This window comes from Streptomyces sp. NPDC047042 (genome assembly GCF_040644035.1).
Lineage (GTDB): Bacteria > Actinomycetota > Actinomycetes > Streptomycetales > Streptomycetaceae > Streptomyces.
Map to the genome: position 1 here is coordinate 1 of NZ_JBEYVP010000031.1, position 25,238 is coordinate 25,238.

At 68.6% G+C, this 25,238-nt stretch carries 25 protein-coding genes; 13 read left to right on the top strand and 12 right to left on the bottom strand.

The genetic code is table 11. The features are described from left to right. Both ABZ855_RS31945 and ABZ855_RS31950 read right to left on the bottom strand, forming a co-directional pair. Positions 1–534: NUDIX domain-containing protein (locus ABZ855_RS31945; protein ID WP_360812822.1), on the bottom strand; the 534-nt coding region annotated here is incomplete at its 3' end. Between the two features lie 537 nt (positions 535–1,071). Beyond that, complete coding sequence (locus tag ABZ855_RS31950; RefSeq protein ID WP_360812824.1) at positions 1,072–1,716, bottom strand: NPCBM/NEW2 domain-containing protein; 645 nt, start codon at positions 1,714–1,716, stop codon at positions 1,072–1,074. A gap of 430 nt (positions 1,717–2,146) precedes the next feature. Here ABZ855_RS31950 and ABZ855_RS31955 point away from each other — a divergent pair, with 430 nt between their 5' ends. Further along, positions 2,147–2,533, top strand: coding sequence for a hypothetical protein (locus tag ABZ855_RS31955; RefSeq protein ID WP_360812825.1), 387 nt, complete (start codon positions 2,147–2,149; stop codon positions 2,531–2,533). Positions 2,534–2,892: 359 nt separating this feature from the next. Here ABZ855_RS31955 and ABZ855_RS31960 read toward each other — a convergent pair whose 3' ends face one another. Together ABZ855_RS31960 and ABZ855_RS31965 are read right to left on the bottom strand one after the other, a co-directional pair. After that, a complete protein-coding gene (locus ABZ855_RS31960) occupies positions 2,893–3,363 on the bottom strand; it encodes an NUDIX domain-containing protein (RefSeq protein WP_360812827.1) in 471 nt (156 codons plus the stop codon). 2 nt (positions 3,364–3,365) lie between these two features. Further along, the gene (locus tag ABZ855_RS31965) at positions 3,366–4,109 is read right to left on the bottom strand and encodes an XRE family transcriptional regulator (protein ID WP_360812828.1); all 744 of its coding nucleotides are present in this window, start codon (positions 4,107–4,109) and stop codon (positions 3,366–3,368) included. A gap of 119 nt (positions 4,110–4,228) precedes the next feature. Between ABZ855_RS31965 and ABZ855_RS31970 the strand changes: the two genes are divergently transcribed. The 8 genes from ABZ855_RS31970 (at position 4,229) to ABZ855_RS32005 (ending at position 9,688) form a co-directional block, all read left to right on the top strand. Further along, complete coding sequence (locus tag ABZ855_RS31970) at positions 4,229–4,459, top strand: hypothetical protein (RefSeq protein ID WP_360812830.1); 231 nt, start codon at positions 4,229–4,231, stop codon at positions 4,457–4,459. A 226-nt stretch (positions 4,460–4,685) separates the two neighbouring features. Continuing rightward, the gene (locus tag ABZ855_RS31975) at positions 4,686–5,129 is read left to right on the top strand and encodes a hypothetical protein (RefSeq protein ID WP_360812832.1); all 444 of its coding nucleotides are present in this window, start codon (positions 4,686–4,688) and stop codon (positions 5,127–5,129) included. Positions 5,130–5,256: 127 nt separating this feature from the next. Then, complete coding sequence (locus ABZ855_RS31980) at positions 5,257–6,045, top strand: protein kinase (protein WP_360813038.1); 789 nt, start codon at positions 5,257–5,259, stop codon at positions 6,043–6,045. A 408-nt stretch (positions 6,046–6,453) separates the two neighbouring features. Then, complete coding sequence (locus ABZ855_RS31985; RefSeq protein ID WP_360812834.1) at positions 6,454–6,927, top strand: hypothetical protein; 474 nt, start codon at positions 6,454–6,456, stop codon at positions 6,925–6,927. Positions 6,928–7,295: 368 nt separating this feature from the next. Next, positions 7,296–7,814: a hypothetical protein gene (locus tag ABZ855_RS31990; RefSeq protein WP_360813040.1), complete on the top strand. Its 519-nt coding sequence runs from the start codon at positions 7,296–7,298 to the stop codon at positions 7,812–7,814. A gap of 205 nt (positions 7,815–8,019) precedes the next feature. Next, positions 8,020–8,919: a MerR family transcriptional regulator gene (locus ABZ855_RS31995; protein WP_360812836.1), complete on the top strand. Its 900-nt coding sequence runs from the start codon at positions 8,020–8,022 to the stop codon at positions 8,917–8,919. Positions 8,920–9,044: 125 nt separating this feature from the next. Then, positions 9,045–9,296: a hypothetical protein gene (locus tag ABZ855_RS32000; protein WP_360812837.1), complete on the top strand. Its 252-nt coding sequence runs from the start codon at positions 9,045–9,047 to the stop codon at positions 9,294–9,296. After that, entirely contained in the window at positions 9,296–9,688 is a 393-nt protein-coding gene (locus ABZ855_RS32005) for a DNA-binding protein (protein WP_360812839.1), read from the top strand. The genes ABZ855_RS32000 and ABZ855_RS32005 overlap by 1 nt, the downstream gene beginning before the upstream one ends. A gap of 125 nt (positions 9,689–9,813) precedes the next feature. On the opposite strand, the gene ABZ855_RS32010 is transcribed toward ABZ855_RS32005, so the two are convergent. Next, positions 9,814–11,241 (bottom strand): PLP-dependent aminotransferase family protein, encoded by a 1,428-nt coding sequence (locus ABZ855_RS32010; RefSeq protein ID WP_360812841.1) that lies wholly within the window; start codon positions 11,239–11,241, stop codon positions 9,814–9,816. Positions 11,242–11,345: 104 nt separating this feature from the next. Between ABZ855_RS32010 and ABZ855_RS32015 the strand changes: the two genes are divergently transcribed. Then, positions 11,346–11,540 (top strand): hypothetical protein, encoded by a 195-nt coding sequence (locus ABZ855_RS32015; RefSeq protein WP_360812843.1) that lies wholly within the window; start codon positions 11,346–11,348, stop codon positions 11,538–11,540. 128 nt (positions 11,541–11,668) lie between these two features. Here the strand turns inward: ABZ855_RS32015 and ABZ855_RS32020 are convergent, their stop codons facing one another. The 7 genes from ABZ855_RS32020 to ABZ855_RS32050 form a co-directional block, all read right to left on the bottom strand. Beyond that, complete coding sequence (locus tag ABZ855_RS32020; protein WP_360812845.1) at positions 11,669–12,679, bottom strand: aldo/keto reductase; 1,011 nt, start codon at positions 12,677–12,679, stop codon at positions 11,669–11,671. Positions 12,680–12,693: 14 nt separating this feature from the next. Next, positions 12,694–13,653, bottom strand: coding sequence for a hypothetical protein (locus tag ABZ855_RS32025; RefSeq protein ID WP_360812847.1), 960 nt, complete (start codon positions 13,651–13,653; stop codon positions 12,694–12,696). Next, complete coding sequence (locus tag ABZ855_RS32030) at positions 13,650–14,903, bottom strand: endonuclease/exonuclease/phosphatase family protein (protein ID WP_360812849.1); 1,254 nt, start codon at positions 14,901–14,903, stop codon at positions 13,650–13,652. Before ABZ855_RS32030 ends, ABZ855_RS32025 begins: the two co-directional genes overlap by 4 nt. 14 nt (positions 14,904–14,917) lie before the next feature. After that, the gene (locus ABZ855_RS32035) at positions 14,918–15,949 is read right to left on the bottom strand and encodes a glycosyltransferase (RefSeq protein WP_360812851.1); all 1,032 of its coding nucleotides are present in this window, start codon (positions 15,947–15,949) and stop codon (positions 14,918–14,920) included. 47 nt (positions 15,950–15,996) lie between these two features. After that, positions 15,997–16,959: a UbiA prenyltransferase family protein gene (locus ABZ855_RS32040; RefSeq protein ID WP_360812853.1), complete on the bottom strand. Its 963-nt coding sequence runs from the start codon at positions 16,957–16,959 to the stop codon at positions 15,997–15,999. 108 nt (positions 16,960–17,067) lie between these two features. Then, complete coding sequence (locus ABZ855_RS32045; RefSeq protein ID WP_360812855.1) at positions 17,068–18,108, bottom strand: NAD-dependent epimerase/dehydratase family protein; 1,041 nt, start codon at positions 18,106–18,108, stop codon at positions 17,068–17,070. Beyond that, positions 18,102–19,523: an aminotransferase class III-fold pyridoxal phosphate-dependent enzyme gene (locus tag ABZ855_RS32050; RefSeq protein ID WP_360812857.1), complete on the bottom strand. Its 1,422-nt coding sequence runs from the start codon at positions 19,521–19,523 to the stop codon at positions 18,102–18,104. The genes ABZ855_RS32045 and ABZ855_RS32050 overlap by 7 nt, the downstream gene beginning before the upstream one ends. 510 nt (positions 19,524–20,033) lie before the next feature. Between ABZ855_RS32050 and ABZ855_RS32055 the strand changes: the two genes are divergently transcribed. From ABZ855_RS32055 to ABZ855_RS32065, 3 genes are all read left to right on the top strand, one after another. After that, positions 20,034–21,242, top strand: a complete 1,209-nt coding sequence (locus tag ABZ855_RS32055; protein WP_360812859.1) for a helix-turn-helix domain-containing protein — start codon at positions 20,034–20,036, stop codon at positions 21,240–21,242. 102 nt (positions 21,243–21,344) lie between these two features. After that, the gene (locus ABZ855_RS32060) at positions 21,345–24,467 is read left to right on the top strand and encodes an FG-GAP-like repeat-containing protein (RefSeq protein ID WP_360813042.1); all 3,123 of its coding nucleotides are present in this window, start codon (positions 21,345–21,347) and stop codon (positions 24,465–24,467) included. Positions 24,468–24,641: 174 nt separating this feature from the next. Continuing rightward, positions 24,642–25,208, top strand: a complete 567-nt coding sequence (locus ABZ855_RS32065; protein WP_360812861.1) for a hypothetical protein — start codon at positions 24,642–24,644, stop codon at positions 25,206–25,208. Positions 25,209–25,238: the final 30 nt, after the last annotated feature.

The window sequence follows — 25,238 nt, forward strand, 5'->3', positions numbered from 1 at the left end:
CATCACGAGCGCACTACCGGGAACCGACGAGCGGCCCGCGGGAACATTCCGTGAGCGGATCACACCCCGACGGGAACATTCCGTGAGCGCTGACAACCTCTCAGGCACCCCAATTCTCGGCGTGCTCCAGCAGGTAGTCCGCGAGTTCGGGTGGATGAGTTCGAGCGCTCTCACCGCTGACTCGTCCAGCGTGACTCGCACTGGCGAGAAGTCGCCTATGTCGGGATCTTCGAGCTCAGGGCCGCTACGGCGGTTGAGATCCATGTCCAGCACGTCAGCGCGAAAGAAGTGCTGTACGACGGTGACCTTTTCGCTCGGTTCAGTCAAGGTCAGGAACTCGGTAGCAGGGCCGATCGTGGCGCCGATCTCTTCCATCACTTCGCGGCTTAGAGCCGCTTCAAGGTCTGCATCCTCAGCTTCGACGCCCCCACCGACGGTTGTGTAGTAAGAGGCTCCACCCGGCCACCTGCGGCGCAGGAACACCCGATGACCGCCATCACGCAGAACTGCACGGACGTTGTGACGGACCTTCATGTACGCGACGATAGTGCGCCCACCCCGGCGGGGAGGCCCGAACCGAGCAGACCGGAACGGGGATGGGAGCGGTGCACCACTACCGCACCAAATCGAGCGGGGAACCACGGTGAAAGTAACCAAGCCCGAGCCAGCCGCACCACAACCATTCGCTCAGGTCAGCGACCAAGCCGCCCCGAGCTACCCACAGCCGCCCAAAGCTGAGAGCAGTGCAGTACATCTGATGCTCTCACCTTGACTGACCGTCCCGGCTCTGGTCGAGGACGCACGCCAGTAGCGTGGCTGAGGCCGGTGGGGGTGCAGCGAGGCATACGCGCGCCTGGTCAGTCGGCGCACCCGCCCTCGTGGCTGGCTGTCGTCGGATGAGGTTCTTGCCACTGCCGTGCCAGAAGCTGGGGTCAGCCGCGGTCAACGAGGGTGCCCACTCATCGAGTTGCTGGGTGTTTCATCAGTTATCGAAGCCCCAGGTCACCGGCCCGACGCCCCAGCCGCTCTCCTTATTGCGGGTGTTGCAGGTTCGAATCCCACCCAGGCAGGTCACTTGACCACGCGAGCGTCTCCCCAAACTCCGTAGGAATAATTGTCGTAATATTCGCCGGCAGTAAAAGAGACTTTGATCTTTAGCGTTTGAATGCCTGAGACCTTGAGGTGAATTTCCCTCGGTTCACCCTTTGCCAACTCTTGCGAATATAGCGAGGCGCCGTCCGCGAAAACCTGGAAAGTTAGTCGCCCGCCAGTGGGAGAGTCGTCTCGCACCCCGATAGCGGCATCAAATAGTTTCCATTTCCCCCCTAGGGTATATTCGGCATCATTGGCAGGAATTGAGTTTTTGTCAACCCGAAGAGAGACGCTTTGAGGGAAGGTCTTGCCTGCCACATCCGCCGAACCCGATTCAATCCCGTAACTGCTAGACAGCGGGTCGACTTCTACCAAATTGAGCGACTCGGGCGTTTGCTTCGTAGGCGCCGATGACGTAGTCTGTGATTCTGATTGCGTTCGAGTCACACTCTCGGACGCGTCAGCAGGCGATACGCTTGATGAATCATTGGACTGCCCGCCGCCACCCTCGGAATCACACCCCTTGATGCCGATAAAAGCAGCGAGAGCAATGATGCCCACGACAATAGTGATGATGCCAGCTATATTAGCTATAATCGGGTGGGGGTTTCGCTGATTATCCATGGCGTGCCTGCCTTATCTCACGCTCGCCAAGTTATTGGACTAGGTTTGAGATGTGGGATGCGGCTACTCGTTCATTGCACCATGGCCTATCGGGACTCGCATGTGCATCACGAAGCAGATTGTTGTATGCGCAACCGCCAGGGCGAGCCATGCCGGTGACCACCCGGTTGAGTCCGGGACGAAGAGGTCGTGCCAGACGCGTGCCAGATGGTACGGGCAAGCAGGGGGAAAGCGACATCCTTCTGCTGCAGGTCAGCCCAGCAGCGTTCCCTAGTTCTCTCAGCTTCCCAAGCTGAGAGCTCACGGTCAGCCATCACGGCCCGCTCTGGTCAACGGCGTGGGCAAGCCGCCGCCTTCACCCAGCTTCGCGAGAGTCTCCTGCCCCCGTGGTCGGGCGGATACGATCCGTCAAAGGCGTCGAGGGGGGACCATGGGAGCCAGCGACAACACCATGTCGGGGAAGACGTGGATCGGTAGAAGCCGGCACGCCTTCTGCGTCAACACGGCCCGGCACTTCGAAGCGCAGCAGCGCGAGGCACTCGATATCGGCAACAGCGAGGCGGCCGAACAGTACCGGCTCTGGGGACTCGGGTTCCTCCATGAGACAGAAGAAGTCATCTCGGGGAAGCCCAAGCAGATCGTCTCCGACACGGAGGCGGCACGCCTGCGGGCGGCCGAGGACGAAGCCAAGCAGGCGGGCGCGGACGCGGAGCACCTGGCCGCGCTGAAGAGGAAGCTCGGCATCATACCTCGTGCGAACGGCTCTGCATACCGCCCCTTCGGCGGCGGCCTTCCCACCCTCGGCAAAGACCGTTGACGCTCAGAAGGCGACGGCTACCCAGGGCGGGCCGCCACGCATCTCGCCGAAGGATCAGCCCTCGTCTTCGAGTTCCGGCCTCCCCAAGGCCACGCATGGCAGCGCTCCTGGCCTCCCCTCAGAGTCAGCGTGGATCCGCGCACCGGACGCCCTGACATGCTGAGATGACGAGCCCGTCCGTCTCAGTTTCCGTCTCATTCAGCTTCGTTCACGACCGTTCAGACGAGACCGAGGCCCGTAGTCGCTCCAGGGACCGACCGCCTATGAACGCACTGAACCGGCCTGTACGCGGCCCTTCGAGGCGCCACCACAGTTGGAAAGCGTGGCGTCTCGAGCTGCGGATCAGTGGCCGGGTCTAATCAACCGAGATAGGGCCGCTCACGTTGCTCTAGGAAGTGCCGGATTCGTAGCCGCTGCGTATGGTGCATGGGCAGTTGACCAATCTCCTCGGGCTGGACGAACCTCAGCTCCGTGGACTCGTCCGAGATAGCCAGCTGCCCACCAACTACACGGGCGTTGAAGCAGACGTTGAACTGTCGACGCACCTCACCATCCGTGTAGGCGATGACGTGCCGCGGGTCGGTGTAGGTTCCGACGAGCCCGGTGATCTCCACGTCCAGGCCCGTCTCCTCCTTCACCTCGCGGACGGCGGTTCCTGGCAACGAGTCGGTCATCTCCATGCCGCCGCCGGGCAGCGCCCAGAGATCGTTGTCTCGTCGGCGCTGCAGGAGGATGCGTCCCTCGTCGTCAGTGACCACCGCGGACGCGGCGACGACCAGACTGTTGGGCTTGGGGGCGTCCGGGTCGTCGTAGTACTCGGTGCGTGCCATTCTCACTTCTCTCGTACTGGCGTCGCGGTCGCCCACACCGCGTCGAAGCTGTCAGCGTAGGTATCGAACATGCCGCCTGCCCCATTTCGGCGCAGGTGCCAGACAGGGGCTCGGTAGGCGTTCACGCCCCAGGCGTGCGCGTTGACCAGTGCCTGATCATCGGCCCGGTAGATCGAGTTGTACAGCGTCGTGGCGTGGGTTCGTACCTCGATGCCCTGTACCCCGACAAGGGGGCGGAAGTGCATCAGCGCCAGGCGGCAACGGGACTGGATTCCGTGGCCGAACTTCTCCTCGTTGCCGCGTTGTTTGACGTTCGAGCTCTCCGCGTCGCCGAGTGCGATACGGATCGCGCAGCCCTCGGCCGCTCGCTCCTTCAAGAGCTCGTTGAGCCTTGGGTACGCCTCGTGCAGGAAGACGGCGGCGTACACCAGGACGTCGATCTGCTCGTGCGCCTGGGCCAGCACGTCCACGAAGGTGGATACCGGCATGTCCGCTCGCTGGTCGTAGAGCGCCACAAGTTCCGGACTGACGGCGCGGGCGGGGCGTGCCTGCCTGAGCGATGGCCATAGAGCGTGCACGTCTTCTCCTAGCGTTTCTGCCGCCAACATGGCCGTGGCACGACGCGGCGTACGCCCCAGATTGACCCATCGTTCGACGGACTTGGGATCGACTTCGACCCTGTCCGCGAGGGCGTTGTACGTCCAGCCGCCGGCCGCCATGGCCGCACGTAACCTCTCGTTCGGCATCTCAATCTCTCCCAACATCCGGGGACGGCACTAGGGACGTTCTACCCGACGCGGGACGTCCCGAAGTGGGGTTTGTCGGTGGTTCCCCCGTCCTGGTGGTCGGCAGGAAGCTCGTGTGCATGGCGAGCAATCAGCAGACCAGACCGGGCATCGGTGAACTGGCCAAGGACAGCGCCAGAGACCGTATCGGCATCGTCATGGGCGAGTTCGGCGGTCGCGTGCAGATGCGGCCGATTCCTGGCGGTCTGGAGTGGGATGCCATACCGGACAACGTGGTGGCGCTCGGCGCGCGGGAGGAACTGAGCGCACGTCTGGCGGTGAAGAACAGCAATAGTCGTGTCGGGCTGTGATACCTGCGCCGTCAAGTTCACCTGCTTCGACAGCGGTCCACCCAGCCTGGTGACCGGCGGGGCTCCTACAGCGCCTCAGTAGGCCGACCGCCCCAGACCGGGGCCTACTTCATGGCTCCGCCGTGTCGGGGCCGGTTAACCGATCCGCTTTGTGGTCGTCCACGTGCCGAGTTCGGCGATCAGGACGAGCGCAAATGCCCCACCCAATCTCACCCAAGGAGAGCACATGACGGCAACAGCGAACGATCAGAAGACTGGTCGTGCGGTAGCTGGTGAGGAGTTGTTCGAGAGCCTTGCCCACTTCGTGGTCATCCACAGCGGGCAGTCGGCCGAGCGTGCGGAGCGGATCGCGGACCAGGCGGTCGCGTTCCTCGTCACGGCGGCCACCGCCACCGTCCCCATGGTCCCGTCCGATGACGTGGACCTCGGCCTCCACGCGCTCATCCTGCACACCAAGGAGTACGCCGAACTCTGTGAGCAGCACGCGGGCCGCTTCCTTCACCACAACCCCAAGCCCGGTGGAGGCGCCCGCGACCCGGAGATGGTTGCCGCCTCGGCACGCGCCATGAAGGCGGCCGGGTTCATGGTTTTCGACGACCTGTGGACCGTCAATGGCGTGAATCTCGCACAGTGCGACTCGGACTGCGGTCGACCGTACGGTCAGGCGTAGCACACGACAACCGCAGCGCGGCCGGCCTGAAGCCGCGGTCGGCCGCGCCCGCCCGGAAGGAGAAGAGACGTTGCCCAGCTCAACCCCTGACACCCCTGAACTGCCGATCGTGCTGCTCGACGCACTCATGCCCACGGCTCAGCGCATGGTCATCAACCGTCGGGGTTCCACGGTCTGGGAAGTCGAAAGCCACCGGGGCCACTACGCCGTCAAGCTCGGCTACCCGATCGAGGCCACCGCCGACTGGCCTGCCCAGCCCTGGACCGCGCTCGCGCCCGCACGCGAGGGTGCCGTTCTCCTGCGCCTCGGCGTCGAGGACATCGCGTACGGCGAATGGGAGCACGGTACGTGGAACTTCCAGCCGTGGCACGAGGGGCCGGACCTGTACCGGCTGTGGGAGCACTACCGGAAGCGAGACCCCTCAATCGGGCCGGACACCTGCGAGGCACTGGAATGCGCCCAGGCGCTGGCCGAACTCCACGCCAAGGGCTGGGCACATGGTGACGTGCAGCCCGCCCACTTCATCATCGGGCCCGAGCGGACACACCTCATCGACCTCGCCCTCGCCCACGGGGGTCACGTGCCCGAGGGGCACGACTTCCCCTTCCGCGGCTGCCTCGTCCACTACGAAGCACCAGAGATCGCGCGCAGCGTCCTCGACACCGGGGAAGCAGAGCCGACGCAACCAGCAGACATTTACGCACTCGGAGCCTCACTGCTCATCTCCGCCACGGGCTGGCGGGCGGTCGAGTACCCGGACGACGCTCCGCGACTCGTACAGAGAGAAGCCGTGGCCAACGGCCGACGTCGGCCTGTGAAAGTACCCGGTGAGCTGGGCGAATTGGTCGACGCGATGCTCAGTCATGCGCCGGGGGATCGGCCCACCATCTCTGAGGTCGCCAAAGCCCTGAGCTGATGCCCTCTGCCCCTGGGCACGTTCCACGCTCGGAGCGAAATAGAACCGTCGACCAGGCCCGGTCCAGGCGCGGGGCCTGGGCGGCGAGCAGCGCGATCAGCTCGTCGCGCCGACGGCGGACGGTGGACTCGGACACGTTGTTGCCACCGGCCATGTCGGCCTGGCGCTGATCGTGCCGTACGCAGCACGGCCAGGGCGATCACAATCATCCGGCCGGGCGGCAGGACCCGCTACCGGGACCGTGACGCGCCCCGGCCTGTCCGCACAGCCACATCTACGGAGAGGTGAGCGGAAATGAAGGGCATCATCATCCATTTGACCGGGCGCGTTCTCCGTTTGGTCAGGAGCTGGTAAGTGCTTGAACTTTCAATACCTGTGCCCGATACGTCTAGGCACCTAAGGATCGAAGTGACCACAGCAGCTTCCACGCGCCCGCGCGTGAAGAAGATCGCAGCCCGCCTCGGCACAGTGGCGGCCGCCGCGACCGTCCTGGTCGGCGTCAACGCCGGAATGGCCAATGCGGCCATGCAGTACAGCGGCGATTTCAGCTGGCGCGCGACGGCGGTGAAGCGGCTGGCGAACTGCGCCGCGTCCGACTGGTACAACAACAGCAGGAGCGGCGCCAAGATCACCACCTGCGACGGCGCGGGTTCCAGCTCGTACTGGGACGGCCTGCACCTCACCGCCGCCAGCGTGCACACGATCAACGGCCGGAAGGTCGCCTACCGCTCGGACCAGTCGTGCCCGCCCAAGCGCGGCTTCCAGTACGTCAAGTGCTGGTACGTCGGCGGCAAGACCAAGGGCAACCCGGTCATCACCGTCTCCATCCTCACCAACGGCTCCGGTGGCCTGGACACCGCCGTGGACTGGTACTACCTGTAGGCCCGGGCTTTCCATCCGCAGCAAAGCAGGAAAGGTGGTCCCGGCGCCGCGAGCACCGGGGCCACTGCTCCCGACCAGGCCACCGGCCGAAGGCCGGAAACCAACAAGGCGGTTCGTCTCCGGCCGGGCGTCACCGGCGCCGAGCTGACTGCCCTGATAGCGCAGCCCGATCCAGCCAGTGGTTGAGTCCACGCGCAACAAGCGCACCAGATCGAGGGGGGAACAGCGAGGAAGCATGGTGAAGGTTGGCGAGCCCGTCAAGGCCGTGTATCGATCGTTCGCCCAGGTCTTCGCCCGTACCAGCCGCAAGTGCCCGCGGCTTCCCAAGCCTCAGGGGCGACCGCTGCCCGTAGCCTGGGCCCGTGTCGATGATTCAAGGGCCAGCAGGCGTCGTTCAGTTGAAGTGGGAACTGATCGGACATGGTTGGGCGCGATGCCACCTGGCCGACGGCTCTCGGACAGTATCGGTGATCGCCAGTTACTGCACTGACGCGTTGGCGGACCTCGTAGCGGCAACAGGCGCGTTGTACGGGCAGCAGCGCTCAGCCCGGTTTTTCTTCGACGCCGAGCCGCAGGAACTGCGCTGGATCCTCCGCACAAAAGAAGACGCGATCAACGTGACCATCTACGAGTTCCCCGACATTTCCGTCAGCCCCGACTTTCCTGAGTCCGACGGCACGGTGATGTGGCAGTCGACCCATCCGCGCTCGGCGTTCGCTCACGCTGTTTTGGAAGCGGCCCACACGGTGCTCAGGGAGCATGGCGAGGCCGGCTATCGCGCCAAGTGGGCGATGCATCCGTTCCCCGTCGGACTGGTCCAGGACCTCGACAGGCTGCACTTGCGTGACGACGCCTGCGCTCTGCCCCACGACGTGCCATGCACGTAGCAGTGCACATCGCCGTCTCAGTTTCCGTCTCATTCAGCCTCGTCCGCGGCCATTCAGCCAGACCGACGCCTGGACTCACCCCACAGGTCAGCCGCTCATGAACGCAGGTGAACGACTCGGTACGCGGCCCCGCGAGGTTGTTGCACATGCCGTAGCGGCATGTGGTGGGGTCGGGGGCATCACAGCACGAAGGGCTCTGTCTGCGATGTACCCCTCCCTCACGCCTCCCCGGCAGGTCAAGATCGGGGATGCCGCCGCGTTCGCCGGGATCACCCCACGCGCCGTCCGCCACTACCACGAGATCGGTCTGCTGCCGGAGCCCGAGCGCGGCGGGGACGGCCGCCGCCGTTACGGCTATGACGACATGATCCGCCTGCTGTGGATCCGCAAGATGGCTGATGCCGGTATCAGTCTGGACGACATGCGGGCCGCCTTCGGCGAAGCCCGGGACGAAGCTGGAGACGATGCCCTGGACCAAGCCCCGGGCATCGAGTCGGTCCTGAGCAGGCTGGAGGAAACCTTGGCGGCGCAGGAGGCCGCCATCAAACGTCGGCGCGCGGCTGTCCACCGCCTGCAGGCGGTGGGCAGCCCGCTGGGGCTGCTCTCCGAACTGGTCACGGACCGGCTCAGCCACCTGCCCCCGGGCGCGTTGCGCCCCTCCGATCTGGACGCCCTGCTGGTCACAGAACGGATCTTCGGGCCGCTGGGCGCCGCCATCCAGGCCGGCACGTTCATCGTGCTGGCCACCCACCCCGACCTGCGGGCCGAGGAGGACCGTCTTGAGGCGGCCGAGGCCGCCCTCGACGACGGCGTCGAACCCGACGACCCGCGCGTCGAAGAGGTCGCCGTACAGCGATGCGCTCACCTAATGGCCCTGAATCAGGCCATCGAGGCAGCTGGTCTCGACGCGGCCGAGGAGAAGATCTTCGAGATCTACGACGCCGACCTGAAAGGGGAGGAGGGCACAGAGAGCACAGAGATGAGTGCCGCCGCAGCGATCACCAAGATGCCTTACGACTTCTCTCCTGCCCGGATGCGCTGCGTGGAACTCGCCGGACGGCTCTTCGGCGAGGCCCTTGCCAACGCCCACTCGGCGGACAGCTGATCGCCTGTGCCTGGAACTGACGTGGCCCGACAACCGGTAGAACACCCGCTACCGCTAGGTGATGGCCGGCCTAACGGGGCCCGCTTCACCCAGCAACAATTGCTACCACCGGTAGGATCGTGGGCATGGGCGGTAGCAAGAAGTACTCCATCAGTCTCCCCGAAGACCTCGCCGAGGCCGCACGCAGCCATGTGGGTCCCGGCGGTTTCTCCGCCTACGTGGCCGAGGCGCTGGAGCAGCGTGTGGCCATGGACAAGCTGCGTGAGATCGTCACGGACTTCGAGACGGACCACGATCCGTTGTCCCGGGAGGAGATCGAGGCGGCCCGCGCCGTGCTGCGTCACGACCAGCGTGCCGGGGGCGGTGCCGCAGCCTGATGCCCGGCACGCTCCTCCTCGACAGCGAGGGCCTGTCCAAGCTCTACCTCAAGGACCGCACCGTCCTGGCTCTCGTCCGAGCAGCCTCGGAAGAAGGCATCCGAGTGGCCACGACTGCCATGACCACCCTTGAGGCGGACTACGAACGCGTCCACCCCGCCCGCATCCAGTGGGTGCTCTCCCGGATCGACGTCCATGACGTCACCAAGAACGTCACCGACCAAGCCGCAGTACTGTTGCGCGGCCACCGCCTCGGAGGCCACAAGTACGCCATTGACGCTGTCCTCGCGGCCATCGCAGGTTCCGTGCCGGGACCAGTCACCGTCCTCACCTCAGACCCGGAGGACATCAGCCTGCTCTGTGGACCCCCCATCGAGGTCATCAAAGTCTGACGATGTGGACCGGGGGCGCGGGCACCCCGCCAGCTCGGCGAACCGACCAGTGAACCGACGACCAGTGACCGACGACCAGTGACCGACGACCAGAACCGGCGAACTGCCCCCGCCGGCCCCCCTGTTCACCCCCGCCCACTCTCCTCAATCGCCTCCCGAAGCCGCCGAACCGCCTCCTCCACCGCACTGTCCGCAAGGTTCCCGTACCCCAGCACCAACCCATGCTCGCCGCGCGCCTCCGTCGCGTGGTACGCCGCCAACTCGGCGACGCGTAGGGAACGGCGGGCCGCCCCGTTGACCACCGCCGCCGTGTCCACATCCGCCGGCAGCCCGAGGATCAGGTGCAGGCCCGCCGCGACCCCGGAGATCGGGGCGGCCGGGATGTGGGTGGCGAGGGAGCGGACCAGGGCGTCTCTGCGCTTGCGGTAGCGCTGGCGGCAGGCGCGTAGGTGGCGGTCGTACGCGCCCGACTCCAGCAGAGTCGCGAAGGCCAGCTGGTCGACCGTCGGGGGCTGGGTCGCCGCCTGGTCGGCCTCATGGAGGCGGGTGGTCCAGCGGGGCGGCGCCACGATCCAGCCGATGCCCAGCGCCGGGGAGATGATCTTGCTGAGTGACTTGAACAGGATCACCCTGGACGGGTCCATGCCCTGGAGGGCGGCCACCGGACGGCGGTCGTAGCGGAACTCGGCGTCGTAGTCGTCCTCCAGTACGACGCCGTCCACCCGGCGTGCCCAGTGCAGCAGGGCCGCCCGCCGCTCGGGTACGAGCACGCTCCCCAGCGGGAACTGGTGCGCCGGGGTCGTCAGCACCGCCCGTAGGCCAGCGTGTCCGGCAAGGTCCTCAGTGCACAGGCCGCCCTCGTCGGTCGGGACGGGCACCGCGTCGAGGCCCGCGGCGCGGATCACCTCACGCAGCCGGGTCCAGCCGGGCTCCTCGCAGCCGACCGCGGTGATGCCCTGGGCCCGCAGGGTGTGGCAGACGCGCCGTACGCCATCGGTCACGCTCGTGCACACCGTCACGTCCCGCGCGTCGGCGACGACACCCCGGGAGCGGGCCAGGTACTCGGCGAGCAGCCGCCGCAGCCGGGGATGACCGCCGGACTGCGGATACCCGAACTCGGTGAACTCGGCCTCCGTCACTTGCGCGCGGACGGCGTCCGCCCACCGGCGGCGCGGAAACGCGCGCAGGTCGGGCAGACCGGGCGCGAGGTCGAACCGGGCCACCGCAGCCTGCGGGGCGGCGCGGTCGGGTGCGTCGGCGTCGGGGGTGTTCGACCAGCACACCCGTGTGGCGGAGCCCGTCCGGGCCTCGAGATAGCCCTCGGCCACGAGCTGCCCGTACGCCTCGGTCACCGCCCACCGCGAACAGCCCAGGTCGGCGGCCAGCTGACGGCTCGGCGGCAGCGCGGTGCCAACCTCGATACGCCCCTCCCTGATGGCCGCGCGCAGCGCCCGCTTCACCCGCTCGTGCAGCGGCCCGTCGTCGGCTCCGCCGAGGTGCAGCAGGAGATCTCCCGCCGGATTGGTCCGTGAATTGGTCTGTGATACCCGCATGCCATTGGACGGTAGCAGCGAGCCATTTCCCCCTAACTTCGAATGTGTACGAGAGCGACAACCAAGCGAGAAACAGCCGTACGCAACAGACATGGGAGCAAGTCGTGGCAACTATGAGGCGATCGACGCAGACCCAGGCCCACCCGCTGTTCCTCGGCGTGTTCGCCGACTGGCACGCCAAGGTCGGCGCCATGTCGGCGCTGCCGGACGCGCCCGTCGTACCGGACGACTCCCGGCCGCGTCGGCCCGTGTCCCGGTGGCTGCGGCGCCGGGAGATCGACTGGCCGCGAACCCGCTGACACCAGGTGACACCAGGTGACAGACACGACATGACGACATACGGCCGCGCCCCGCTGGATCCCACCAGCGGGGCGCGGCCGTATATCCACCCAATATCCACCCAATATCCACCCACTGTCTCGGCGTCTCACCTCGCCGCGAGCAGGCCGTCGATCTCCCGCAGCTGGTCCGCCGTGAGCGGGCCGTGTTCCAGCGCGGCGGCGTTCTCCCGTACCTGGGCGACCGTCCGCGCCCCCGGCACCGGCAGCAGCGCGGGTGAGCGGGCCCACAGCCAGGCCAGCGCGCCCTGGGTGAGCGTGCGGCCGCCGGAGGTCAGGATGTGCCGTACGGACTCCAGTGCCTCGGCGAGTTCCTTCACCGGTGCGCCGTCCTTGAAGTAGTTGAGCCAGTCCGGGGAGCGGCGCCGGAAGTCCTGCTCGTCGGTGATCAGGGAGCCCAGCGGGTGTGCGCCGGTCAGGAGGCCGGTGCCCAGGGGGCCTCGGGCCAGGGCGGGGATGTCGTGGGTCTCGCAGAGGTCGACGAGGGCGGGTGCGTCGTGCACCACGTTGATCTCGAACTCCAGGCCCCCGAAGCCGGGTTGGCCGATCCAGGCGGCGGCGAGTTCCGGGTCGTCCGTCGACCAGCCGTACGCGCGGATCGCGCCCTCCGTCACCAGGTCCTGGAGGGTGCCCAGCAGCTCGTCTGCCTCGGCGACGGGCAGGCCGGACAGGTGGAGGAGGTAGAGGTCGAGGTAGTCGGTGCGGAGCCTGCCCAGGGAGGCCTCCAGGGCCTGGCGGACGTATCCGGGGGTGGCGTTCTGGCCCGTGAGCTGGCGGGCCTCCTCGTCGATGGTGTTGCCCCACTTGGAGACCAGGGTGATCCGGTCCCGTGTGTCCGGCTTGCCCGACAGGGTCTCGCCGATCAGGCGTTCGGCGGTGCCCGTGCCGTAGGCGTCGGCGGTGTCGTAGAGGGTGATGCCGCTGTCGTACGCGGCCCGGAACACGTCCGCCGCCTCGGCGCGGTCGAACCGGGCGCCCCAGCCGAGGGGCTGGTCACCGGCGGCGGAGGGGCCGCCCAGTGCCCAGGTGCCCAGCCCGAGGGCCGATACCTCGGGTCCGCCGGCGACAAGGGTTCGCCGCCGGTCACTCATGTCACTCATGTCACTCCCTTTGTTCATGCACTCTGTTCCGTGACCGGTGTCTTCACCGGTACTCCGGGCAGTTTGTCGATCTTCTTCCGGCCGGTCAGCAGCAACACCCCGCCCGCGCCGAGCAGTTCGGCCGCCGTGCAGATCACCCTGCTGGCCAGGGCCGCCGCGCCCGCCTGGGCCCAGGGCAGTACGGCCGACAGCGCGGCGAGCAGGACGAGCTCCCGGGTGCCGGCGCCGTCGGGCACCACGAGGGTGAGCGCCCCGACGACCGTGGCCAGGGCGAACGCGCCCAGGCAGACCGGCAGCGCCCGTCCCGGCGAGGCGCCGAGCAGGACGGCGATCAGCCACAGGTGCAGGCCCGAGACCGCCCAGCACAGCGTCTCCAGCCCGATCGCCGCTCGCACACTCCGGTCGGAGAACTCCGCCGAGGGCGGCTCGCGTCGCAGCAAGCGGGCCGCCCCCGACACCACACGCAGCAGCAGCCGCGGGCGCCACAGCACGGCGAGGGCGAGCGGGGCCGCCGCCAGCAGCCACAGGCCTCCGGCACCGAGCCCCGGCGCGCACAGCAGGCCCACGACGGCGGCGGTCAGCAGCACCACGACCGTGTTGAGCAGATAGGCCGTCACCATCCGGCCGGCTCCCACGCCGACCGCACCACCGAGTCGGACGTAGGCCAGCACTCCCCACACCGGCCCCGGGATGTACTTGCCCAGCAGGGCGAGGAAGTAGATGCGCGCGCTCTGCCGGGCGGGCAGCGGTGCGCCGAGCCCGGTCAGGCCGGCCCGCCAGGAGGCCCAACCAGCAAGCTGACCAAGGGACTTGGCCATGAGCGCGCAGCCGAGCAGTGCGGTGGCCCGGGGGCCGGAGAGCATCGTGAGGACGTCGTCGCCGTGTCCCCAGAGCACCGCGCCCATGCCGGCGGTGGCCGCGGCGAGGAAGGTCGCCGCCAGGGCCGTTCTGAGGAAGCGTCTGCTCCGGCTCATCCGGACGCCCGCACGGAGACGACGGTCTCCTGGAGACGGTGGTCGGAGATCTCCGGCAGCGCGCTGAGCGCGTACCGGTAGGTCTTCAGGCCCGACGAGGTGAACGTCCAGTCGAGCCGCCACAGCCGCAGCCTGCCCTGCTCGTTCCAGGAGAGGGGCAGGACCGAGTCGCCGTGGTCTGCCGCGTCGTCCAGTGCCGAGCGCAGTGGCCGCAGATCGCCCATCGCGGCGGTGGTGTTGAAGTCCCCGGCCACCAGGAGCGGGTTGCGGTTGGCGTCGATGTCGTCGAGCAGCCCCCGGTACTGGGCGCGGCGGGCCGCCTCGCGGTCGTGGATCACCCGGTAGAAGGTGGGCGTCAGGAAGCTCTCGCGCATGTCCACCTGGACGGGGATGTGCACGTTGTAGAGGGAGACGACCTCCCCCCGGACGCGGATGTCGGTCCGCAGCACCTTCCCGGTCCGGTAGACGTCGTACCAGTCGGGCGAGGCGGCGCGGGCGGTGGCCCGGTACGGGCCGACGAGCGGGCGGGCGACGATCGGGTACCGGGAGAGCGTGACGAGTTCGCCCTGTACGGCCACGTGATACTGGGGGAACTCCCTTCTGATCCGGGCCATGTCGTCGATCCGGCGCTCGTTGGCGTCGTCCTGGTCGCTCCAGACGTACTCCTGGAGGAGATAGACGTCGGCGTTGCGTGCCTTCAGCGCCTGGTAGAAGCGGTCGGGGGTGGTGCTCTTTCCCCAGGCCAGGGTGTTGAAGGACACGACGCGCAGTGCGCCGGGGGGTGCCTCGGCGTCGCCGTTCCACAGGGCGGCCGGGTTCAGGCCCGCCCACGGGTAGCCGAGGACCAGCCCGGCCAGGGCGAGACCGGTGACGGCCAGCGCGGGCCGCCGGGGCACCTTGCGGCGGGCCAGCCGGGCGGCGGGGACACCGGCCAGCAGGAGGAGGGGTACGGCGAGAAAGGCGAGGGGCGGTTCGAGGTTGAGCGCCATCATGGCCCACCAACGGCCACTGAGCGCGTACTGGAGGAGGAGCAGGGCCAGCCATCCGACGCCGACCGCGACCAGCAGCCGGGTGTAGAGGCACCAGCGGGGTGGGGTCGCGGGGGCGGCGGCGGCATCCGGGCGTACGGCATCGGAGCCGGTGTCGGAGGGGGGCTCCCGGGTGAGGTCGAGGCGGTCGGCGATATCCGTACCGCGCGTGTTGTGCGTGCTGTGCGGACGGTGAGTGCTGTGCGTGCTGTCCGTGGCCATGGTTCTCCCCGTCCTCAGTGGGCGGGCAGGACGGCCACGGGGGCGTCCTCGCGGTCGTACAGGGCGCGGAAGCGGCCGGAGAGCAGCCAGTGGAGGACCCCCGTCACCACCCCGGAGGCGACCGCCAGGTTGAAGACGAACTGGACGGCGACGAAGAACAGCAGGAAGCCGGTGCCGCGCGCGGCGCGCACATAGCGGTACATGCCGAGGTCGCAGCCGAGGGACAGGGCCAGTAGCCCGGCGGGCAGGAGCCAGCCGACGGGACCCACGAGCAGCGGCAGCAGCAGGGCGGGCAGGGCCAGCAGCGCGGCGAGGCTGCCCCACGCGCGGGACGCGGTCTCGAAGCCCTTGGCGAACTTCCGCCGACGGGCGTACAGCGGTATGCGCAGCCGTGCCCGGGTGAAGATCTTGCGGGCCAGTGGCAGGAGTTCGTGGTCGTCGTCGTGGGTGCCTCTGACGGCGGAGGTGAGGATGAGGTCGTAGCGGGCGGAGAGGCGCAGCCCGTAGTCCACCTCCTCGGTCTGGCGGAGGCGGGCGTCGAACGGGCCTACGTCGTCGTACACCCGGCGCCACATGGCGCAGATGGACGGGAAGAGGAAGGTGACGGTGCCCTCCGCCGTCTCCCGCCAGTAGTAGGCCTGGAGGGAGCGGCACTCCTCGACCATGCTGTCCCGGATCAGCGGTACGGGTTCGTAAATACCGCACACGGCACCGGCGTTGGGCTCCGCGAGCAGCCGGGTCACGGCCTTTTCCACGGCGTCCGGGGCGAGTGCCACATCGGAGTCGAGGAAGAGGAGCACCTCGCCGTTGGAATGTCGTACGCCGACGTTGCGGGTGGCGGCGACCCCGCTGTTGGTACCGGTGCTGAGCACGGTGACGCCGGCCTCGCGGGCGATGTGCGCGGAGTCGTCGGTGGAGCAGTCGTCCACGACGATCACCTCGAGGTGTGGGTACGTCTGCCGGCGTACCGAGTCGAGGCACAGGCCGATCGTGCGGCCGTAGTTGTAGTTGGGGACGATGACGGAGACCAGGGGGAGCGAGTCCATGGCAAATCGTTCCTTCGGTGGGGCCGGAGAGGTCGGTGCCGGCGAAGTCAGTGAAGTGCCGCGAGGCATACGGCCGTCAGCGCGGCCCACAGCAGTCCGCTGCCGACCAGCAGCCGGTCGCCGGAGAGGGTGCGCACCGGGTCGGCGCCGCCGTGTCCGACGAGCAGGAGCTGCAGATAGCGGAAGACGGCGAAGAACGCGCAGGGCGCGGTGAGCAGGACCAGGGTCGCCGTGCCGTCCTGGAGGGCCATGTCCGAGCGGACGCAGAGGAGATAGCCGACGGTGGCCAGGGTCGCGCTGATCACGGTCAGATGGTCCAGGTAGGGGACGGTGTAGCCGCGCAGCGCGGGCCGGTGGGAGGCGTTGCCCTGGGCCAGTTCGTGCCGACGCTTGCCGAAGACGAGCAGCAGGCAGACCGCGAACACGGTGAGCAGCAGCCAGCCGGAGGCGGGCACGTCGACGGCCGTGTACCCCTGGAGCGTGCGCAGTACGAACCCGAGGGCGACGCAGAAGGCGTCGATGAGCGGGATGTGCTTGAGCCGCAGGCTGTAGGCGAGGTTCAGCGCGAGGTAGACGAGTACGGGCCAGCAGCGGGCCGGAGAGGCGAGGGCGACCCCGCCCGCGAAGAGCGCGCACACGACGGCCAGGAACGCGAGAGCGGTGGGGACCCGGAGTCGGCCGGAAGCGAGCGGGCGGTGCCGTTTGACGGGGTGCAGGCCGTCCCGGTGCCGGTCGAGGACGTCGTTGAGGACGTACACGGCGACGGAGGCGAGCACAAACAGCCCGGTCGACCAGGCGATGCCCAGCACGGTGTCGGTCCCCCAGACCGGCATCGTGATCAGGGCGAGCGCCACGGCCAGCGGGTTCTTGGCCCACTGGTAGGGGCGGGACAGGGTCAGCAGCTCGGCGAACGGACCGCGCCGGCGGGCGCGTTGTGGGGGAGTCGGGGGAGCGGCGAGCGCGGACGCGTCCAGGGACGGGCGCGTACCGGGCGTGGTGACGGTGGACATGGGTGATCTCCTCGTGCCAGAAGTCGAGGGAGAGCGAGGGGAGTTGGGTGGGGCGTTGGGTGGGGCGTCGCGTGGGGGGAACGGCGACGTGCGGATCCGCCGTACGGGTCAGAAGAGGACCTTGGCCAGTCCGAGGGCGCCCTGGCGCCAGGGGTCGCGGCTGGTCCGGCCGGCCCGGGCGGCCCGCGCTCCGCGCGGCTGTTCGCGCCACCAGCGGTACGTGGCGAGGATGGCGTCCCGGTTGGAGCTGCGGGGGACGAAGCCGAGCGTCTCCCGGATGTGGTCGGTGCTGACGTACGAATCGGCGCGCAGCTTCTGCAGGAGCCGTCCGTAGACCGGGGACAGATGGGCCTTCTGGAGCAGTTGGAGCGTGGCGAGGGCGGGCCCGGCCGGGACGGAGACGATGCGTTTGCCGTGTCCGGCCTCGTCCAGGACGGCCTGGAAGTCCTCGCGCAGGGTGCCGAACTCGGCGGCGGCGACGTTGAAGGTGCCGTTCGCGGCGGACGCGGGCGCGGTGGCGGCCAGGACGACGGCGTCCACCAGGTCGTCGATGGCGAGCATCTGGATGCGTACGTCACCGCGGCCGAGCACCGGGAAGTTGCGGCCTTCCTCGGCCCATTCGAAGAGCATCGAGAACAGGCCCATGCGACCCGGGCCCACGAAGGTCTTGGGGCGCAGCACCGGCAGCACCATGCCCTCGTCCCGGAACCCCAGTGCGAGCGCCTCGGCCTCTGCCTTGGCCCGGCTGTAGTGGTCGACGGGCGCGTAGGGGTGGGTCTCGGGGGTGGGGACGATCTCCGGGAGGCCGTAGACGGCGGTCGAGGAGATGTGGACGACGCGGGGTACGTCGAGCCGGCGGGCGGCGGTGAGGAGGGTGCGGGTGCCGCCGACGACGATCGAGCGGATCTCCTCGGCCGGGTAGCTCGGCAGGGCCGCCGCGCAGTGCACCAGCAGATCGGCGCCTTCCAGGGCGCGTCCCACCGCCTCCGGGTCGCGGATGTCGCCGGTGATCTCCCGCACGCCGGACGGCTGTTGACCGCTGGGTGCGATGTCGAGGCCGGTGACGGACCAGCCGTCGGCGGCGAAGCGGGCGACGAGGTTGCGGCCCAGCATGCCGCTGCTGCCCGTGACTACGACGCGGCTCACCATCGGGCCAGGACCCGGTCGCGGGCGAACTTGGTGAGCAGGCCCGGCAGCCCCTTGGCGAGGGTCGCGTCCAGGCTCTCCAGGAAGTAGTTCACCTCGGCCGGTTCGACGACCAGCGAGGGCGCCACCACCAGCGGGTTGTCCCCGTTGGGGCTGAAGTAGGTGAGGATGCCGTGCTCGCGGTAGAGCTCGGCGATCACCGCGCTGGTGATCAGCTTCGTACGGAACTTCGGGTCGGCCGCCAGCCCCGAGGGCGCCAGTTTGCCCGCCAGGTCGAGCAGTTTCGTACCGCCGCCGAGGAAGACGCCGTGGATGGCGCCGACGCCTTCGGTGGCCCTCACCGTCTCGGGGTGCTTGCGCTGGATCTCGGCCAGCCCGTGGGTGAGCATCTCCTCGATCTTGCGGGCCCGGCCGGGGTAGTCCTCCTCGACGATGATGTTGACGGCCTCCATCGCGGTGGCCGTCTCCTCGCCGAAGCCGTAGTAGGTCGTGGAGTGCAGGATCACCTCGCTCAGCCGGTCGTAGGCCTTGCGGAACACCGGCTCCCGCGTGGTGTATCCGGCGATGGACGCCTTGCCGCCGCCGAAGGACTTGGAGTAGGTGAGGATGTCCGGTATCAGCCCGTCGTAGCGCATGAAGTAGAAGAGGCTGCCCGACTTGCCCCACCCGGTGTAGACCTCGTCGAAGATCAGGACGATGTCCTCCCGGGTGCACAGCTCCCGCAGTTCCCGCAGCGCGGCCTCGGTCCAGCTGTTCATGGTGGAGGCGCTGAAAGGTTCCACCATGATCGCGTAGACGTCGCATGACCCGTCGGCGGTGCGGTGGGCGGCCACCAGGTCGCGGATGGCGTCGATGTCGCCGTACGGATACGTCACGTTGGGGATGCCGGGGAAGCGGAAGCTGTTCTCCAGGGAGCCGGTGAGGCTGCCCGTGGCGATCAGCTTGCCGTGGAAGCTGATGTCCGACCGCAGGATCGTCTGCCGCTTGCCCTCGTGGTACTTGTACGCCAGCTTGATGGCGCCCTCGTTCGCCTCGGCGCCCGAGTTGGGGAAGTACGAGATGTCGAGGTCGCCGGGGAGGAGCCGGCCGACGTTGTGGCTGAGCGCGGCCACATAGGGCGACAGGAACGCCTTGTGGACCTCCATCCGGCCGCGTTCCGCGAAGCGCCTGCGGGCCTCGAGGATGCGCGGGTGGTTGTGCCCGTGGTTCAGGACCCCGACGGCCCCGGTGAAGTCGAGGATCTTTCCGCCGTCCCGGGTGTGCAGCCAGACCCCCTCGGCCTTCTCGATCAGCTGCTTGCCGAAGCCGAACGTGGTGGTGAGGGACACGTGGCTGCGGCTCACGTAGTCCCGGTAGAGAGCCTGTACCTGCTTTGCGCTGAGCTGTTCGCACTGCTCGATTCCGATGAGCTCGGGCATGAGTGGCTTCCTCTCGCGTCGCTGCTGGGTTGCGTTGTCTCCGTGCTGGTTCGAGCGAGGGCCTAGGGCCAGTCGATCAGGACGTGCATTGCTGACCACCACCTTGTGGGTCCGGAGGGACAGGGCACGTGCTCCGGTGTTGCCAAACGAACGTAACAGCGCTTGCCAGAGCTTGGCAAGTACTTGCCAAAGCGGTGAGTAATCGGGCCGTGACGTGCGGATGTTCCCCTTTTGGCTGCTCAAATGGGCAGTCCGAGGGCAGGTGAAGATCTCGTGAACGGCCGGGGATCCACCGGTCGAAGGGCCCGGTGAAGCGCTTGGGGCATATGCTTGCCAGAAATGGCACGCGCATCGCCCGTGTCGAACTTGGCAAATCCTTGCCAGTCCCCCCGTGCGCGACTAGCGTGGTCACGGCGTCGGGGGACACATCACGCATCTCATCTCACGAGGTGGCTCAGGCCCTGCCGGACGAGGCCCCGCCACCCTCACGAGCAACTGGGGGAGACCCACATGGTGGAGCAACCTGCCTTCGGACGCCGCCTCAGGGAAATGCGCAGGGAACGGGGGCTGTCACAGGCGGCCGTCGCCGGCGACAACATGTCGACCGGCTATCTGTCCCGGCTGGAGTCGGGGGCGCGCCAGCCGACCGCGCGCGCGGTCGCCTACCTGGCCGAACGGCTCCAGGTGGACCCCTCCGAGTTCGACGAACCGAGCGTCGGCTCGGTCGCCGAGGCCCTCGCGCTGGCCACCTCGTCCGACGGCGGCGACGAGGCGCTGCGGAAACTGTCCGCGGCCCTGGAGCAGTCGCCCGCCGTCGATCCGACGCTGCGCTGGCAGGTCCTGTGGCTCCTCGCCGGCGCCGCGGCCGGACACGGCGAGCGCGTGGAGGAGGCCAGGCTGCGCGAGGAACTGGTGCGCACCGCCGAGGAACTGATGATTCCCGAACTGCAGTGCAGGGCACGTGCCCAGCTCGCCCGCTGTCTGCGCTCCCTCGGGGATATTCCCCGGGCACTGGAGGCCGCGCAGGAGGCGAGCCGACTGGCCCACGATCACAAACTGTCGGTCCAGGACACCGGCGCGGCCCTGCTGACGCTGGTCTCGGTGGAGGCGGAGGCGGGCCGGCTCTACGACGCCAGGGCGCACGCCGACGACCTGCTCGCCCTGGTGGCAGAACGTACGGACACCCTGCGCGCGGAAGCCCTGTGGGCGGCGGCCACGGTGAGCTTCCGTCAGGGCGACTCCGCCACCGCCCGGCAACGGCTCGAGCAGGCCATAGAGGAGTTCGACAGCCGACTCGACCTGGTCCTGTGGATGCGACTGCGACTGGCCGCCGCCTCCCTCTACCTCCAGGTCTCACCCCGCCGGCTCGACGAGTGCGGGCGGCGCCTGGACGAGGCGGAACCCGCGCTCGCCCTCGTCGGAACCCCGGTGCTGCGCCAGGAGATGCTGACGCTCCGGGTGCACCTCGCCTTCGAGGAGGGCCGGTACGAGGACGCGCGCGCGGCCCACGACGAACTCGTGCTCGACGAACTGAGGCTCACCTACCGGGACCGCATCCGGCTCGACATGCTCCACAGCCGACTGCTGATCCAGGAGGGCCACACCCAGCAGGGCAGCTCGCAGCTGCGCGAACTCGCCGAACGGGCCCAGCAGACGTCGAACATCGACCTGGCCGCCGAGATCTGGCGGACCCTCGCGGAGACACCCGACCGACAGTGAGGTCTCGTACAACGCATTCACCGTGGCGTGAGTCTGACTGGGCGGTACATGCGGGCGACGCATGTACACGGAGGGACAGACGGGGGTGGACGCGTGAGACGCATGACGCTGCGTGCGACGCGGAACGGAAATTCGAACAGGTACAGAAAGCAGTTCAGCAAGCAGTTCAGCGAGCAGTTCAGCAAGCAGCACGGAAAGCTGTTCAGGAAGCGGTCGGCCACCGGGGCGGTCTCGGTCGCGGCGGCCCTGGCCGTGGTGGCCGGGCTGCTGCAGTTCACGGCGGGGCCGGCCGCCGTTGCGGCGGACGACCGCGCCATGCCGTCCGTCACGCTGCCCGGCGCACACCGGACCGCGCCCCGGCGAGCGTTTCTGGCCACTGCCGACAACACCGGGTACCTCGCGACCCCGAGGTACTACGACAGCGACGCCTCGACGGTGTGGATCGGCCGCGACGGCTCGAGCGGGCAGTTCCCCCGAGCCTATTTCGACACGTACAACGGCGGCTTCGGGCTGGAAATGGTTCCGCCGACCTGGAACGTGTGGCAGATCCGGCACTACTCCACCGGCAAAGCGACGCGGTTCACCCTGTTGGACGGTGACTTGGTCACCGAGGTCTTCGCCGAGAACCGTCTGCTGGTCTCCCGCCAGGTCGAGGGGAAGTGGACGCTCCACCTCCTGGAGATGCCCGCGGGCGGCGGCAGGCCGGTCGACCGGCTGGTGACCGGCGTGGACGACGACTTCACGGGGAATGTGTTCCGCCCGACGTCGGACAACCGGGGAGCCGCGTTCGTCTACCAGAACAGCGATCGCGTCTACCGCGCCGCGCTGTTCGACTTCGAGACCGCCTCGGTGACTTACGTCCCGTACGACGACGGCCTCGGCGCCCTGGACGATCCCCACATGGCCGCCGACAGGGTTCTCTTCACCTATCAGGACAAGGCCTACAAGCGGAGCCTGTACATCGTCGACCGCGATCATCCGGAGGTTCCCGGGCACCGCTTCGATGTTCCGGAAGGCGTTTGGCCGGAGGCCCGCGCGATCGGCGACTGGGTGCTGTACCCCGACGGCGGCAAGAAAGCGATCCGTGCCGTGCCGGTGACCGGCGGCCCGGCGCGGACACTGCTGACCGCCTCGACCGGCACGTTGATCGACGGCGCTGACGGCAGTTTCACCATCGAGGGCGGTACGGACGCGAAGCAGTGGGCGATCCAGCGCGTCACCCTGGGCCCGGACGGGGCGCCGACCGCCAAGCCGGTGGTGCCCCTGCCGCCCGTCTCGGTGTACGAGGCCGGTGGCGTCGCCGTCGACCAGGGGCGGGTGTTGCTCGGCACCGAGAGGGCGGACGCGACCAGTCCGGTCGCCGGCACCGATCTCACCGCCTCCGCGCTCTCCCTGGCGGCCGACGGCACACTGACCGCCGCATCACCGAAGAAGGTGCGCGAACTCGATTACGTGGTGTGGGAGTCCGACGGCGGCATCCCCATCAAGTGCTACGAGGAGTGCCTGCGGCTCACCGGCACCGGGGAGGGCGACATCTCCCACCCGGTGGACCCCGTCTCGGCTGTCGTGGCGGCGTCCGGCCCGTACCGGGTGGTCATATACGCAGGCGGACAGCAGGTGCGGGACGGGGACAAGGTGCTGGCCCGCGGTTCCTGGCCGGCTGCCGCCCTCTGGGGGAACACGCTGTGGACGGCGGGGACCGACTCGCGGGGCAGGCCCGTGCTGGACAGGTTCTCGCTGCCGTCGATGCGGAAGCTGGGAAGCCTGTCGCTCGGCTCCTGCCTTCCGTCCGATCTGCAGGTGGTGGGCCGGTACATCTACTGGTCCTGCGGGCGCAACGCGCCGGCGTACGTCTACGACCAGGTCACGCGGGCGAAGCAGACCGTCCCGCGGGGCTACGCGAAACTGGCCGACGGCTATCTGGTCTCCCAGGACGACAAGGCCGGCAAGCTGCTGATCACCTATCTGCGGGGCGCGGTCCCCGCCAACCGGGTCCGCACGGACGTACTCGGCCCGCTGCCGTCCCCGCCGTACGCTCTCCCCGATCGCCGCGGCCGGTTCTGGAACGTCGACCGGTTCGGCGGCCCGGTCGCCTATCTGACGGCGTCCGGTGACGTGACGGTGAAATGGCCCAAGGTGACCACCTCCCCGTTCGCGGTGACCGACGCCATCCTCCCCACCCCTGTCGACCTGTGCCAGGGCAAGGGCTTCGAGGGCGTCTGGCAGCTGACCAGACCGGCCGCGAACTGGAAGCTGACCATCACCACCTCCGGCGGCGCCGCGGTACGGACCTTCACCGGCGGCCTCGCCCGCGGCAAGCTCGCCGTGACCTGGGACGGGCGCGCCCGCAACGGTGCGGTGGTCCGTACCGGCAGCTACCGGATGAGACTGACCGCCCGGCCCGTGAACGGCGGCAAGAGCACGCTGCTCTACGACAAGCAGGTGCCGGTACGGTCGTTGGAGCGCCACGAATTCGGCCGGAACCGGGACGGCATCGGCGATCTGATCACCTTCGACAGCGCCGGTCAGCTGGGGATCGCGCCGGGTTCCGGGCGCGGCACCATCGACAGGCCCGAGAGCCTGGGCGGCGGCTGGCCCACCTCGTCGACTTTCGTACCGTTCGGTAACCTGAGCGGCCCCTGGTGCAACGATCTCCTCGTGCGGGACTCCGCCGGGCAGCTGACCCGGTACAACGGCACCTGCGGCGACGCGTTCACGCCGAGGACCTGGCACCGCACGCTTGGCACCGGCTTCGGCGCGTACGACGTGCTGACCTCCCCCGGTGACCTGACGGGTGACGGCCACCCCGACCTGATCGCCCGCGACAGGGCAGGCGTGCTGTGGCGCTACGCCGGCGACGGCAGGGGCGGCCTGACCGCGCGGGTCAAGGTGGCCGCGGGCCTGGGCGGCTACACCCGGCTGGTCGGCGCGGGCGACATGAACGGCGACGGCATCGGCGACATGGTCGGCCTGGACCGTGCGAACGTGCTGTGGCGCTGGCTCGGCAACGGCAAGGGCGCCTTCGGCAGCCGGACCCGCATCGCCACCGGAATCTCCGTCAACGCCCTGGCGGTACCCGGCGACCTGAACGGCGACGGACGCCCGGACCTCGTCGGCCGGGACAGCGCGGGCTCCCTGTGGCGCTGGAGCGGCACACCGTCCGCCACCTTCGGCACGAAGACCCGCATCGCCACCGACTGGAACGGTTACACGGGCCTGTACTGAGCTCCTCCGGTAAGTCATGGATCAAGGGCCTCACCGTTCGCGGTGGGGCCCTTCGCCGTGGTGCCGGTGGGAACCGCAGTGCAGGATGCGGCGTCCTGATGTACAAGACCGGAGGAACGTATCCGACTTACGCCACCTCGGGCCTTTCTGAAGATATCGGAGAGGATGGTGGAAATGGCGCGTCGGAAGCACTCCCTCGCCCGCGCTGCCGCTCTGGGTACGGTCGCCGCGGCGGTCGCCCTGCTCACGAGCTGCACGCCGAACAGCGGCCCGGTGACCAGCGGCGGTCCAGTGACCAGCAGCAGCCCTTCGAACGCGGTGCGATCCCCTTCGCCCTTGGCCGGGCCCACCACCGCCGGCGCCCCCGCCAGGACCGGCGGCTGCCGTTCCTTGCTGGTACCGCCCGCGGTCAAGGCGAGCGTCACGGCGGCCTACCGCAGCCACGCCCAGCCGCCCCTCACCCACATCGCCCCGGTCAAGGGCACGTTCTACTACGGCAGTTGTGACGGCACCCGCTACGCGGGAACCCGCTTCCAGCTCACTCCGGGCAGCACCTACGCCGAGCAGGTCGCCCTGCAGGACGACGGCGCCGCGATGAAGTACTTCGTCGACAGCCCCGGCACCGGCTGGCGCTACCTGGCCGACGGCGGCTTCCCCGCCGACCCTCGGGGCTGCGCCGCGATCCCCCAGATCCCGGCCCACCTGGCCACGCTGTGGAACGACTGCCGGACGGCTCCATAACCGAACAGCCGAGCAGCCGAGCAGCCGAAC